Annotated in this window: 13 protein-coding genes; 6 read left to right on the top strand and 7 right to left on the bottom strand. The window is 65.1% G+C overall.

From position 1 onward, the window contains the following. Nucleotides 1-747: hypothetical protein (locus tag B0G57_RS31175; protein WP_199189649.1), on the top strand; the 747-nt coding region annotated here is incomplete at its 5' end. On the opposite strand, the gene B0G57_RS25150 is transcribed toward B0G57_RS31175, so the two are convergent. After that, nucleotides 628-1,467 carry an aldo/keto reductase gene (locus tag B0G57_RS25150; RefSeq protein ID WP_018440752.1) on the bottom strand — a complete coding sequence of 280 codons (840 nt, stop codon included), beginning with the start codon at nucleotides 1,465-1,467 and terminating at the stop codon, nucleotides 628-630. The genes B0G57_RS31175 and B0G57_RS25150 overlap by 120 nt on opposite strands. 119 nt (nucleotides 1,468-1,586) lie before the next feature. On the opposite strand from B0G57_RS25150, the gene B0G57_RS25145 reads away from it, so the two are divergent. Next, nucleotides 1,587-2,333, top strand: a complete 747-nt coding sequence (locus B0G57_RS25145; protein ID WP_018440753.1) for a GntR family transcriptional regulator — start codon at nucleotides 1,587-1,589, stop codon at nucleotides 2,331-2,333. A gap of 97 nt (nucleotides 2,334-2,430) precedes the next feature. On the opposite strand, the gene B0G57_RS25140 is transcribed toward B0G57_RS25145, so the two are convergent. Beyond that, nucleotides 2,431-3,849: a CoA transferase gene (locus tag B0G57_RS25140; RefSeq protein WP_035468635.1), complete on the bottom strand. Its 1,419-nt coding sequence runs from the start codon at nucleotides 3,847-3,849 to the stop codon at nucleotides 2,431-2,433. A 158-nt stretch (nucleotides 3,850-4,007) separates the two neighbouring features. On the opposite strand from B0G57_RS25140, the gene B0G57_RS25135 reads away from it, so the two are divergent. Continuing rightward, nucleotides 4,008-5,318 (top strand): citrate synthase family protein, encoded by a 1,311-nt coding sequence (locus B0G57_RS25135; RefSeq protein WP_018440755.1) that lies wholly within the window; start codon nucleotides 4,008-4,010, stop codon nucleotides 5,316-5,318. 64 nt (nucleotides 5,319-5,382) lie between these two features. Here the strand turns inward: B0G57_RS25135 and B0G57_RS25130 are convergent, their stop codons facing one another. Next, on the bottom strand, nucleotides 5,383-5,703 hold the full coding sequence (locus tag B0G57_RS25130; protein ID WP_018440756.1) for a DUF2917 domain-containing protein: 321 nt from the start codon (nucleotides 5,701-5,703) through the stop codon (nucleotides 5,383-5,385). A 141-nt stretch (nucleotides 5,704-5,844) separates the two neighbouring features. Here B0G57_RS25130 and B0G57_RS25125 point away from each other — a divergent pair, with 141 nt between their 5' ends. Next, entirely contained in the window at nucleotides 5,845-7,302 is a 1,458-nt protein-coding gene (locus tag B0G57_RS25125; protein ID WP_018440757.1) for an aminotransferase-like domain-containing protein, read from the top strand. Between the two features lie 242 nt (nucleotides 7,303-7,544). Further along, nucleotides 7,545-8,816 carry an EAL domain-containing protein gene (locus tag B0G57_RS25120; protein WP_018440758.1) on the top strand — a complete coding sequence of 424 codons (1,272 nt, stop codon included), beginning with the start codon at nucleotides 7,545-7,547 and terminating at the stop codon, nucleotides 8,814-8,816. Nucleotides 8,817-8,903: 87 nt separating this feature from the next. Here the strand turns inward: B0G57_RS25120 and B0G57_RS25115 are convergent, their stop codons facing one another. Then, the gene (locus B0G57_RS25115; RefSeq protein ID WP_018440759.1) at nucleotides 8,904-9,902 is read right to left on the bottom strand and encodes a sigma-70 family RNA polymerase sigma factor; all 999 of its coding nucleotides are present in this window, start codon (nucleotides 9,900-9,902) and stop codon (nucleotides 8,904-8,906) included. A 279-nt stretch (nucleotides 9,903-10,181) separates the two neighbouring features. Between B0G57_RS25115 and clpP the strand changes: the two genes are divergently transcribed. Beyond that, a complete protein-coding gene (gene clpP, locus B0G57_RS25110; protein ID WP_018440760.1) occupies nucleotides 10,182-10,823 on the top strand; it encodes an ATP-dependent Clp endopeptidase proteolytic subunit ClpP in 642 nt (213 codons plus the stop codon). A gap of 138 nt (nucleotides 10,824-10,961) precedes the next feature. Here the strand turns inward: clpP and B0G57_RS25105 are convergent, their stop codons facing one another. From B0G57_RS25105 to B0G57_RS30990, 3 genes are all read right to left on the bottom strand, one after another. Continuing rightward, nucleotides 10,962-11,546 (bottom strand): superoxide dismutase, encoded by a 585-nt coding sequence (locus B0G57_RS25105; RefSeq protein ID WP_018440761.1) that lies wholly within the window; start codon nucleotides 11,544-11,546, stop codon nucleotides 10,962-10,964. Nucleotides 11,547-11,806: 260 nt separating this feature from the next. Next, nucleotides 11,807-13,210 (bottom strand): exodeoxyribonuclease VII large subunit, encoded by a 1,404-nt coding sequence (gene xseA, locus B0G57_RS25100; RefSeq protein ID WP_026229680.1) that lies wholly within the window; start codon nucleotides 13,208-13,210, stop codon nucleotides 11,807-11,809. Further along, the gene (locus tag B0G57_RS30990) at nucleotides 13,140-13,466 is read right to left on the bottom strand and encodes a hypothetical protein (RefSeq protein WP_146098879.1); all 327 of its coding nucleotides are present in this window, start codon (nucleotides 13,464-13,466) and stop codon (nucleotides 13,140-13,142) included. Before B0G57_RS30990 ends, xseA begins: the two co-directional genes overlap by 71 nt. Between the last annotated feature and the right edge of the window lie 84 nt (nucleotides 13,467-13,550).

The following is a 13,550-nucleotide window of genomic DNA, read 5'->3' as shown; positions in this document are numbered from 1 at the left end:
GTGGTAGCGGTGGTAGCGGTGGTAGCGGTGGTAGCGGTGGTAGCGGTGGTAGCGGTGGTAGCGGTGGTAGCGGTGGTAGCGGTGGTAGCGGTGGTCGCGGCGGCGGCGGTGGCGGTGGCGGCGGCGGTAGCGGTGGTCACGGCGGCGGCAATGGCGGCGGCAATGGCGGCGGCAATGGCGGGGGCAGCGGTGGCAGCGGCGGTAGCGGCGGTAGCGGCGGTAGCGGCGGTAGCGGCGGTAGCGGTGGTCGCGGCGGCGGCAATGGCGGCGGCGGAAGCGGCGGCAGTGGTGGCCGAGGCGGAGGTAGCGGTAGCGGTAGCGGCGGTAGCGGTAGCGGTAGCGGCGGTAGCGGTAGCGGTAGCGGTAGCGGCGGTAGCGGTAGCGGTGGCCACGGCGGCGGCAATGGCAGCGGCAACGGCGGAAACGGCGCAGGCAATGGCGGCGGCAACGGCAGCGGCCATGGCAGTGGCAACGGCGGCAACGGCGGCGGCAATGGCGGCGGGAACGGCAGCAGCGGCGGAGGAGGCCACGGCGGCAGTAACCACTGAGCCAGCGCGCCGGCTCACTCGCCGCGAGGGAGCGATGGACGCCGTGCCGTCGGTTGACCGCACGGCCTCACAACGAGGATCAGAGCATTTCGAGCGGCCGCTTGCCGCGGGGCGGTTTGAAATAAGCGTCTATCGCCGAGCGCTCGGCATCGGTCAACACGATGTCGAGCGCTCGTCTGTTCTCGCGCACGTGCTCTAGGCTGCCAGCCTTCGGAATGGCGCAGATTCCGGGTTGCGCGAGCACCCATGCGAGCGCGATGCAAACCGGCGTGACGCCTCGCGCGGCCCCTATCTCATCGAGGACCGAATGCGCCGGCAACCGCATATGGTCGATCGGGCTGTAGGCCATCGCCGGCATCCGCCGAGCCCGCATCCACGGCAGCAAGTCATGCTCGGGCCCTCGCCGCGCGACGTTGTACAGGATCTGGTTGGTCGCGCAAGCGGAGCCGCCGGCGGTAAAGAGCGCCTCCATCTCCTCGACGTCGAAGTTGCTCACCCCCCAATGCCGGATCTTGCCCGCGCGCCGCAGCGCTTCGAATCCTTCGACGGTCTCTTCGAGCGGAATCGAACCCGGCCAATGAAGCAGGTACAGATCGAGCCGATCCGTTTTCAACCGTTTCAGGCTCGCCTCGCATGAAGCCGTGACACCGCGCCGACTCGCATTGTGGGGATAGACCTTGCTGACGAGAAACACATCGTCGCGCAGGCCCGCCAGCGCCTCGCCCAAAAGCGTTTCCGTCGCGCCGTCGCCGTACATTTCAGCCGTATCGATGACGGTCATCCCGAGCTCGACGCCTTCGCGCAGCGCCGCTATCTCCGCCGCGCGCAGTGCCTTTCGCTCGCCCATCTCCCATGTGCCCTGCCCCAGCTTGGCAAGCCGCTCCCCATCCGGTAGCGTCACGTATGCGTCGTTCTCCATCGCGAATCTCCTATGAACGCAACAGTTCGTGGTTCCGCCGTCCGGGACGAGCAACGGATCGGATAACCGCGGTGTTCGATGGCATAAAATTGACGCTTGCCCTCAGCAGCGCGAATTCCATGAACACACTCTCGGAAGACCGCTGGCGCGACCTGCGCCCGGACCCGGACAACGATACGCCACTCTACCTGCAACTCGCGCGCAAGCTCGGCCAGGCGATCCACGAGAACCGCTGGAACGCCGGCGAAGCTTTGCCGTCCGAGCGCGTGCTGTCCGAAGCGCTGGGCGTCTCGCGCATCACGGCGCGCAAGGCCATCGCACTGCTCGTCGAACAGGGCTTGATCCGTCGAACGCAGGGTGCGGGCAGCTTCATCACGCCGCGCTACGACGATCCGCTTTCACGGCTTTCGAGCTTCAGCGAGATGATCAGGCGGCGCGGATTCGAGCCGGGCTCGCAATGGCTCGCGCGCGAAATCCAGCCCGCGAGCCGCGACGAGGTCATTCAACTCGGCCTGTCGCCGTCAGCAGCGGTTGCACGGTTGAAGCGTCTGCGGCTCGCCGACGGCATCGTGATGGCCGTCGAGAATTCGACGCTGCCCGCCTCGGTGATTCCCGATCCCAGCTCGATTGGCGATTCCCTCTACACGTACCTCGAGCAACGCGGTCTTGGAATCGTCCGAGCGCTGCAGCATTTTCGCGCCGTCAATGCGAGCGAGGAAATCGCACGGCAAATGGGTATCGCGCCGCACGACGCACTGCTGCTGATCACACGAGTCGGCTACACGGCCGAGCAGCGCGCAATCGAGTTGACCGATACCTATTGCCGGAACGACTACTACGACTTCGTCGCCGAATTGCGCAAGTAGCGCGCTCGGCTCAACTCCCGAATCGCAGGGCAGGTCTTGTTTCGAATAACTTGCCCGCGCGGTCGTATTGGGTGGCGAGCGCCGTCCGCTCATTGCCCTAGGCGGATAGGCCCTGCGCGAGCCAACGCGGCCCGTCGGTGCCGATCGGCACGGGCGGCCGATCGAAGCGCGGCGCCGTCTCCGACATCGATTCGGCCGGCGCGGCCGCGAGCACGCGGCCGAACGGAGAGTCCATTGTCTGCAGCGCATCACGGACATCGTCGAAACCCACGTCAGGCGCGCGCCAGCCGTCGTCGAGGGTGCCGAACGATTGCAGCCAGCGCCCCGTCTGCGCGAGCGACACACGCACGTGCCAGCTGCCGCCTTCATTCGCGCGTCGCAGCAGCGCCGCCATCGCACCGAATGCGGCAAGGTAGCCCGTTGCATGATCGAGCGCCTGGCACGGCAAGGGTTTCGGCATGGCTGTGCGCGCCGCCGCCTGCTCGGTCCACGCGATGCCGCTCGCCGATTGCACGAGGCTGTCGAAGCCGCGACGCTGGGCCCACGGGCCCGTGTGCCCATACGCACAGACCGATACGTACACGATGCCGGGCTTCATCCGAGCGAGGTCCTCGGGCCCGAATCCATGCGCCGCAAGCGCACCGGGCCTATAGGACTGCAAGAATACGTCGGCATCGGCCGCCAGTGATCGCAACGCGTCCCGCCCTTGGGCCTCGCGCAAGTCGAGCAGTGCCGAGCGCTTGCCGCGGCCGTTGTCGATGACGAGCGGAGCGATATTCGGCAGATGCGGCCCATTGATGAGCAGCACTTCGGCGCCGTGCTGCGCCAGTGTGCGTCCGGCGACGGGGCCGGCAATGATGCGCGAGAGATCGAGCACGCGCGTGCCGCTCAGGGGGCGGTCGGTCGCGAGAGGACTGTCGCCGCCAATCGGCATGGGCGGCGCATCGCCGATGCGCTCGATTTCGAATAGCGGCAGCCCCGCAATAGCCGCCGCCTGCGGCTCTCTCGCCCACTCGTCCGGCGAGCGGATCAATGCGGCGCACAGCCCCGCATCGGCGAGCGTGCGATCGAGTTCCGCGCCGTCCCAGCCGAGAATCGCCTCGGCGACCCGCCCCCGATCGTTCTCACAACCGAGCACCCGGAGGATGCCGTCGCGGTGATGCGCGAAATTCGCGTGCAATTGAATCCACCGCCCGCCGCGCGTTTCGAAGAACCCTGTCAGCGGATCGCGCAGTTCCGGAGCGGGACCGTCGTCGATACGCAAGTATCGTTCGCTGCGAAACGCGACGAGTGCGCGACGCATCGAAACCTCGACGCGCTGCGTGCGCCCTCGCCGCACCCGCTCACATGCGGCGGCGGCGAGCGCCGAGGCGCCGATCGTCGCGCTTGCGAGCGTGCCGACGCGATAGATCGAGGGCAAACCGGGGTCCGCGCCTTCGAAGTGAATGTCTTCGAGCATGTCAGGCGCGCAGCGGGCCAGCGACCAGAGATGATCGAGCGCAACGAGCGGCGTGATCGGTGTGGTCATAGCGATGACGAAACGCGTTGAAGGGATGGGAACGAGTCTAGAATCGACGATCACGCCAATCAATCTTGATTCAATTTGTCAACATATATCGATTAGTTTGGTTCTCGCCCCCTATCCCTTCCGAAACTGGACACTGAAGAAGATTGATGCCCGCCTACCTGACCGCCTCCGAAGCCGCCGCGCTGCTCCAGATCAGCGTGCCGACGCTCTATTCCTACGTGAGCCGCGGCATGCTGCGCTCGGCGCCCGAAGCAAACGGCAAGCGGCGTCTATACGCGGCCGACGACGTACGCCGCCTGGCCCGCAGGAAGGCCGACGGCAAGCGTGCCGGCAAAGTCGCGCAGAAGGTGCTGGACTGGGGCGTGCCCGTACTCGAGTCGCGCATCACGCTGATCGCCGATGGCCGGCTCTACTATCGCGGCCACGACGCCATTGAACTCGCCCGCGCAGCGACGCTCGAAGAGGCGGCCGCGATTCTTTGGGAGTGCGAACGTGCGCGTATCGATGCAGCGCCCGACGCCCCACTGGCGGCCCGGCAATGGGACGCCTGGTTGAAGCTGACACGCACCGATGCGCCGCACGAGCGCGCACTCGTGCTGCTACCGGCAGCCGCCAAACTGATACCGCGTATATGGGCATTGGATCGCGAGGCACAGCTCGATACGGGCGTCGCATTGATGAGCGTGCTCGCCGCGGCCCTCGTCCGAGGCAGGCCGTCGCGCGGGCCGCTGCACCGTCAGTTCGCGCATGCGTGGGGCATCCGCAATCGCAGGCACGTCGAGCTGTTGCGCGCGGCGCTCGTCGTATGCGCGGACCATGAGCTCAATGCCTCCACGTTTACCGTGCGCTGCATCGCCTCGACGGGGATGCATCTGTTCGGCGCGGTGACGGGCGGGCTCGCGGCGCTCGCCGGTCCACGCCATTGCGGCGAGACCATGCGTGTGAGCGCCCTCTTCGCGGAGGTCGATCAAGCCGGTGATGTCGATCGATATTTGGCGGCACATCTCGCTCGCCACGACGACGACCGGCCGCGCACGATCCTTCCCGGTTTCGGGCATCCGCTGTATCCGCAAGGCGATCCGCGCGCGACGGTGCTGCTTGCCATGCTCGACGAGTGCGCAGGAGTCAGAACGGCCGCGCGCGCGAGACTGAATCAGATCGAGGCGATAACGCATGCGGCGGGGCGCTCGACTGGCCTCGCTCCGACCGTCGATTTTGCGTTGTCGTCGATCGAGCGTGTCGTGGACCTGCCACCGGGAGCGGCATTCGCTCTCTTCGCGCTTGGCCGGGCAGCCGGCTGGATCGCACACGCATTGGAACAAATGGAAGACGGCAGATTGATTCGCCCGCGCGCCCGCTATGTCGGCGCATACGAGCCCCCCGCATACGCCGGCGCACACCGCTTCGATCACGAGCCGTCGACAATCGATATGCCGGCAACACAACAGCGGGCGTAGATCTGTCCCGTAAATGACGTTACGGCAGTCGGGGCACCGACGCTATCGGTCCGGATCGATACTTTCACGCTACCCGTAGCCACCGAGTCATCCAGCCGCGAGCGCTTGCCGCCGCCGACTGCGCGAACGCAGCGCGCCTGTCAGCATCGACCGAGTTGGCGCTCGTCACGTTGACGCGCGCCCCATCGCGCCCGGCGCTGACCCACGCTCGGGTCCCGGCCGGCAGGAGAAACGACTGTCCTGCCTCGAGCCAGTAGTCTTCGGCGTCGTGCTCGAGCGTCAGCCACAACTGCCCGGTCGTCACCGTCACGACGAGGGGCCGCACGATGCGCCAGGCCGTGGCCGGCTCGTCGTGTTCCATTTCGAACTCTCGGATCTCGCGCATCTCAGCCTCCTCGATAAAGCATTGCTCAGTGGATGCATTATCTCGGCTCGATCGCTATAATCACATGCACAGTTCCGAACAGTTTCAGCGAAACTGTGCAGGCAAATTACCGAACACTTGAATGGGCGAGGCCTATCGATGATGCTCGAGCTCGACCGCGGCAACGGCGTGCCGCTCACAGACCAGATCGTCGCGCAGATCGAGGGCTGGGTTCGCTCGCGGGAAGCGCATGCCGGCGCGAAGCTGCCATCGATTCGCGGCCTCGCGGCGCAATACGGCATCAGCCGATTTCCCGTCATCGAAGCTTATGATCGGCTCGTATCGCTCGGCTATGTCGAATCGCGGCACGGCTCGGGCTTTTACGTGAGCGCGCGCTGGCGCGACGTATCGGGCTCCGCGGGCACATCCGATCCACGCCGCGCGGAAGACGAGTCGGGCCACATCCTGCACGAGTTCAATCATCCCGGCGACACGTTGAAACTCGCGACCGGCTTCATCCCCGAGGCATGGCGCGACATGGAAGGTCTCGCGCAAGCGATCCGCCACGTCGCGCGGACCGATCCCGCGGCCATGATCGATTACGCGACACCATTCGGCAACGCCGCATTGCGCGAGCACTTGCAGGCCCGCATCGCGTCGCTCGGCATCCGCGCCGACACGTCGCAAATCGTCATCACATGTGGCGCGAGCCAGGCCATCGATCTCGTCGTCCGCTATCTGCTGAAGGCGGGCGACACGATGTTCGTCGAGGATCCGGGCTACTACAATTTGTTCGGACTCCTGAAGTTGCACGGGGTCAACATCGTCGGCATTCCGCGCACGGCGGCCGGACCGGATGTCGAGGCGTTACGGGCCGCACTCGAGCGCCACCGTCCGCGAGCCTTCTTCGTCAACTCGGTCTTTCACAATCCGACCGGCACGATCGTCGCGCCGTCAGTCGCCTTTCGCGTACTTCAGCTCGCGCGCGAATACGGCTTCACGATCGTCGAGGACGACATCTACGCCGATTTTCAGGCCGAGCCGACCGATCGCCTTGCCGCGCTCGATCAGCTCGAGCAGGTCATCTACATCGGCGGGCTGTCGAAGACGCTGTCGTCGTCGCTGCGGACCGGGTTCATCGCCGCCCATCCGACGATCGTCAAGGACATCGTCGACATCAAGATGCTGACGGGCATCGGCGGGTCGCTGTTCGCCGAATCGGTCGCGCTTGCGATGCTCGAGCGCGGCGCCTATCGCAAGTTTCTCGATCGCCTGCGCCGGCGCATGAACGAAGTGCTCGGAGCGGGCATTCAGACGCTCGAATCGCACGGCTGGCAGCTATTCGCGCCGCCGGCTGGCGGCAAGTTCCTCTGGGCGCGCGTTCCGCACATCGAAGATTCGCAGCGACTCGTCGAATGCGCGGCCTCGTGCGGCGTGACGGTCGCGCCCGGCAGCTACTTCCGTCCTCATGGAGAAACAAGTCCATGGCTTCGCATCAACGCGGCCTACGCGACGGATCCACGCGCGCACGATTTTTTTGAACGCGCGGCGCGGCTCGAGCCCGATCGCCCCTCGGCAGCGCGAGGCGCACCCGCGAATCAGTCCGAGCTGATCGGTTGAGCACAACCTTGGTCATCTGACGCACCAGGAGCGTGCGCACCCGAGTTGCGGACGCCGACCGACCAACCGATCAAGCTCGGTACATCGAAGGTCGTAGCCGATGTGAGCGCCCGCACACCAATGCGAGTAGGTGTCTCGCATAGTTCTTGCTGCCTTATGCGGTAAAGTAGCCGTTATTTCGCATCGCATGCGGCTACACTGCGATGCCTCGTCATTTTCCGATTCTTCGATTCCGACCGAGCATGATCGAACTCGATCCTCCCGGGTTTCAGCCGCCGCGTCCCGTTGCTGGCGAAGCAGGCGCACGGCATACCGTCGTCTATGGCGGCTATACCGTATTCAGCGTCTTTCAGCCGGTGTTCTCGGTATCGCATCGGCGCGCGATCGGCTACCACGCGTCACTGCGTGCGCACGATGAAGACGGTCGTCAGGTGCTTTCCCACGAGGTGTTCACCCAGGCGGCACGGCGCGGCGATCTGCTCGAGCTCGGAAGACTCGCCGAATCGCTGCATCTGGGCAATTTCAGCGCTTTCGACAGCCGTGACGAATGGCTCTTTCTGAGCCTGCACCCGGCCGCGCTGATGGACACGAGTTATGGCGATGCGCTGCTCGCGGGGCTGAAGGCGCTCGCGCTGCCGCCGCAGCGCGTCGTCCTCGAAGTGCCCGAGCAAGCGGGCGGCGAAACGAGCCGCTTCGCGGAAATCGTCGATTCGCTGCGTAAATCGGGCTTTCTGATCGCGCTCGGCGGTTTCGGCGCGAAGCATTCGAACATCGACCGCGTTTGGCATCTACGTCCCGACATCGTCACGCTCGATCGCGTGATCCTTCAGCAGGCGAGCGAACATTCGCACATCGAACGCGTATTGCCGGGGCTCGTGTCGCTGTTGCACGAATCGGGACAGCTCGTGCTGATGGGCGGTCTTTCCACTGAGCGCGAAGCGTTGATTGCGCTCGAAGCCAACGTCGATTTCATGCAGGGCGCCTATTTCGCCGGGCCCAGCATGGATCCGGTCGAGCCGCGTGTGGCCGCGGCCGCGATGGATGCGCTGTCGGCAGCGCTGCGCGAGCGGGTGGCGGCGCGCGAACGCGCGCAGGCCGCGCGGCTCACACCCTACGTCGCGGCGCTCCAGGAGGCCTGCGGACATGTCGTCGCGGGCGAGACGATCGAGCGTGCGACGCGCTCTCTGCTCGCGCTGCCCGATTCCGCAAGATGCTTCCTGCTCGATGCGCACGGTCGGCAGATCGGCGACAACCTCGTGCCGGAAGGGCGTCGCGTCTCACGCCGCGCGAAGCGTTTTCGACCGTTGCTGCATTCGGAGGGCGCGAGCTGGGAACGGCGCCCTTACTTCATCGAAGCCGTTCGTGCCCCGGGCCGTGTTCATCTGACCGCGCCTTATCTCTCCATCAACGAAGCGCATCTCTGCGTGACGGCATCGGCTGCCGCGCAAACGCCGAAAGGCCTGCAAGTGCTTTGCGTCGACATCAACTGGGACGCGGCATCGCAAGGTCTCTAGTGTGCTAGCGACCTGGCCGAACCGCTTGCGGCGTAAGAGGCTATCGGAAGACCGCGCGCTGATCGCGAACGCGGCGGCTCACCCAGCTCACGCGTACGCGTGTTCGTTCGAACGAACCGTTGCGAGCAGACTGTCGATGGCCGGCTCGCCGAACGCGCGGTTCACGGCAGCCAAAACGACCGGATCGGTCATCAGGCGAACATAGACGATCCGCGTTCCAGCAAACGACACCGCAACGAGCGCGACGATCGTGCATCGATGCAGCACCGCGATATAGGCCACGTCCGACACGGCCAGTGTTTGCGCGGACCGCCCTGTGTCAGCGGCGAACGACGCGGTCGTGCCCACCGGTGCCGCCGCAACTGCAACGACACGCTCGGCGCGTTCCACCGTAAGCGCTTCGGCGCCCGCGGTGGCCGCCTCTTCGAAAAGCCGCATCGCCGCTGCCGGGTCGCAGGTTTCGATCGCCATGCGCAGGCGCTCGAGCTCCTCGTGCCGCTCGCGCCGCCGCGTGCGTTCGTCGACGTCGACCTCGGCGTCAGCGTTTTCACCGCCCGTTTCCGGCGTTCGTTGCAGGCGCAACCGCGCGCGATGCACGAGCTGCCGGCAATGCGCGGGAGTCTTCTTGCCCAGGACATCCGCAATCCGCGCATAGTCGCAATCGAACGCTTCGTGCAGGATAAAGGCGGCACGCTCGTCGGGCGTGAGTGTCTCAAAGAGCAGCCAGAGCCCCTCTTCCATCGACGAAGCACGCAATGCCTCCTCCTCCGCCGAGGGCATCGTCTCGTGCACATCCGACGATGCCTGCCGCTCTTTTTCATGGGCGGCATATTCCGTCTGCAAGCGCCGCAGTCTGTCGATGGCAAGCCGCGTCGTGATCGTCGTGAGCCACGCGAGCGGTGTCCGCAATGCAGCGTCGTCGGCCGCATGCCATTTGAGCCAGGCGTCCTGCACGACGTCCTCCGCCTCCGCGCGAGATCCGAGCAGGCGGTAGGCGCGCGCCATGAGCCGCGCGCGGGCGGCCTCGAACCCCGACGTCTTGTCCGGTTTCTCGTTGGGTTTGTTTTCGTTTCGTGCTCGCGTCATTCCGTCTTCTCCAGGCATCGCTTCGGCGGGATTCCCTGAAACAGGGCGCGCCCTCACGGCTCGCACTCAGGGCCGTCCGCTAAGTCTCAGGGTTGGATCCCCGACTCTTTGACGTTTGAGCATGTCAAAACGTGACGAGCGCCGGCGCGACGCGCGACTTTTTATCGATAGCCGCTGCATTCGGCGCCCAGTCTTGTCACAATAGATGCAATCCGTGCGTCATGACAGTCGAGAGGCTACGCATATCGATGCGCCGCCCTATCGACATCCACGCGAGGAATGCTCATGCACCCTGACCCCTACAGCCAGCTTGTGCCTACGGTCATCGAGACGACGGGCCGCGGCGAGCGCGCCTATGACATCTATTCGCGCCTGCTGCGCGAGCGCATCGTCTTTCTCGTCGGCCCCGTCACCGACGAAACGGCGAGCCTGATCGTGGCGCAAATGCTGTTTCTCGAGTCCGAAAATCCCGACAAGGATATTTCGTTCTACGTTAATTCGCCCGGCGGTTCGGTCTACGACGGCATGGCGATCTACGACACGATGCAGTTCATCAAGCCGCAGGTCTCGACGCTCTGCACAGGCTTCGCGGCGAGCATGGGCACGTTCCTGCTCGCGGCGGGCGCGAAAGGCAAACGGTTCGCACTGCCGAACGCGCGGATCATGATCCATCAGCCGTCGGGCGGCAGTCAGGGCACGGCGGCCGATATCGAGATTCAGGCAAAAGAGGTGTTGTTTCTGCGTGAGCGCCTCAATGCGATCTTGGCCGACCGCACCGGGCAGAGCATCGAGCAGATTGCCAAGGATACGGATCGCGACAATTTCATGTCGGCCGCGGCCGCCAAGGAGTACGGGCTCATCGATGATGTGTTGACCGAACGGGCGGCGCTCGATGACATCGCGCGGCGCACGGCGTTGTGATCGTGCGGCGCCGAATACGGCAATGCATTCGGCAATCTCCAAAAAAGAGGCCCTCGCGCAGCTGCGAGGGCCTTTCTTTTTCATACCAGCGTTAGCTTACCTAGCGCGCCACACAGAAGGTGGCGCGTGCGCGCTCGATTACGACGCAAAGTTCTTCGCGGCGAAATCCCAATTCGCGAGGTGGTTCAGGAACGTTTCGATGAACTTCGGCCGCGCATTGCGGAAATCGATGTAGTAAGCGTGCTCCCAAACGTCGATCGTGAGCAGCGGCTTGGCATCCGTCGTCAGCGGCGTGGCGGCGTTGCTCGTCGAGACGATGTCGAGCGAGCCGTCGGCCTTCTTCACGAGCCACGTCCAGCCCGACCCGAAGTTGCCGGCGGCCGCCTTCGAGAAAGCTTCCTTGAACGCGTCGAACGAGCCCCACTTCTTGTTGATCGCCTCGGCGAGCGCACCCGTCGGCGTACCGCCGCCTTGCGGCTTGAGGCAGTTCCAGAAAAACGTGTGGTTCCAGACCTGTGCCGAATTGTTGAAGACGCCGCCCGACGATTTCTTGATGATCTCTTCGAGACCGAGGTTCTCGAACTCGGTGCCCTTGATGAGGTTGTTCAGGTTCGTTACATAGGCCTGATGATGTTTGCCGTAGTGAAAGTCGAGCGTCTCTTCCGACATATGGGGCGCGAGGGCGTTCTTGGCAAACGGCAGCGGCGGGAGCGAGTGTTCCATGGTGCAGTTCCTTCTATCGAGTGATCGAGTATGGGGGTACTCGTTGTGGGTACTTTATGCATTTAGCAGGCGACACTTCCGAGCCTTCGATTGTAGGCGACTTGGAATAACCCCGCAAACCAGTGGCCCTTTAGACGCATCATTGACCGCTGCGCGCGCGAATCGGCGTAAAAAATGCTCACGGCCGCGCCTATCGTCGCACCTATCCGGGAGGCCCGCGCGCGACCGCCTCGACCCCGGTCGAACGCTGGAATTGCTAGCTAAAATGTGTCGGTGAGACGCGGCTGCACATCCCCGAACGAAACGTCGGCCGCCCCTTGCGCGAGATGCAGCTCATAGCGCCGCTCGCGCTTGAGCTCGCCGGTCGCCCGGACGGCATGCCCCGTTCGCCCATCGAGTAATGCGGCGTAGCCGCGCTCGAGCGTGCGCTGCGGGCTGAGCAGCTCCAGCCGCGCCCCGAGCGACGCCACTTTCGCCGCGTGACGCTCGTGTTGTCGCGCGAGCGTGGCGTCGAGTCGCCGCGCAAAGCCCGAGAGCGCCTGCCGGTGAGCGCCGAGATCGGGCCGCCAACGCTCCCAGCGCAACCGCACGAGCGCAAAGCGCGCCCGCGCGTCGCGCACCGGACGCGCGCCTGCCGACGCGAGCCGTGCCTGAAGCTGCTGCAAATGGACGCGTTGACGCCTCAGACGCTCCGCGGGGCTCACGAGCCGGCGCGCAAGCCAGTCGAGCTGCTGCGCGCGCCGCTCCGCGAGGCGGCCGAAACCGCGCGCGAGCGCAGCGCGGCGCTGGTCGAGCTCGCGCAGCAGCATCGTGCGCTGTGGACTGACGAGTTCGGCCGCGCCTGTCGGCGTCGGCGCGCGGACGTCGGCCGCGAAATCGGCGATCGTGATGTCGGTCTCGTGCCCGACGCCGCAGACGACCGGGAGCTCGCTCGCGGCGATCGCTCGCGCCACCACCTCCTCGTTGAACGCCCAGAGATCTTCGATCGAGCCCCCGCCGCGGCATACGACGAGCACATCGACCTCGCGCCGCGCATTCGCCTTCTCGATCATCGCGGCCAGCTTTTCGCCTGCACCTGTCCCTTGCACGGGTGCCGGATAAATGACGATGGGAATATGCGGCGCGCGGCGCGCAAGCGTCGTCAGGACATCGCGCAACGCAGCCGCCTGCAGCGAGGTGACAATGCCTATCGCGTGCGGATGCGTCGGCAGTGGACGTTTGCGCTCGGCCGCGAAAAGGCCCTCGGCTTCGAGCTTCGTCTTCAAGCGCAGGAACGCCTCGTAAAGACGGCCGAGCCCCGTGCGGCGCACGGCCTCCACGTTGAGCTGGATTTCGCCGCGCGGCTCGTACATCGTCACGAGCGCCCGCACCTCGATCTTGTCGCCTTCGCGCGGCGTGAACTCGGCGTATTGGGCGCGCCCGCGGAACATGACGCAGCGCATCTGCGCTTCGCCGTCCTTGATGGAAAAGTACCAATGACCGCTTGCCGCCCGCATGAAGTTCGAGACTTCGCCGGCCACCCAGACGAGCGGAAACGATCGTTCGAGCAATCTGCCGATCGTTCGGTTGAGCACCGAGACCGGGATGGCGATATCACTGTCGAACGGTCCGCCCGCGGACGAGGCCGCCGGCCCCGACGGAGAGAAGGAAGAACGCGAATGCATACTGGATCTCATTTTTTCTGCCGGACAGACGATAGTCTCCTCGCGTGGCGGCGTCCAGTGCCGCAATGGCGTCCGGCGCCAGGTTTCCCACATAGAGGGCAAAAAACATGGCTTTTTCGGGGACGCCGCGCGGAGCCGCGAGCATATGTGGCAAGCCCTTGATTTTTAACGATTTACCATTCGTACGACATAAGTTGCCACCGACAAGAGCCTTGATCTGCCGGCCTCCTCGCCGTTTGGGAGGCACGTTCTTCACAGAGTTATCCACAGGTGAGCGGATGCTGGGGATAGAGAGAAATGGGCGCTTTGCCGGCGAGCCGTCTTGCCCTCGGCGGGCTGG

This window comes from Trinickia symbiotica (genome assembly GCF_002934455.1).
In the GTDB taxonomy this organism is placed as follows: domain Bacteria; phylum Pseudomonadota; class Gammaproteobacteria; order Burkholderiales; family Burkholderiaceae; genus Trinickia; species Trinickia symbiotica.
The sequence above is the reverse complement of the archived record's forward strand: the minus strand, read 5'-3'. Positions and strand labels throughout refer to the sequence as shown.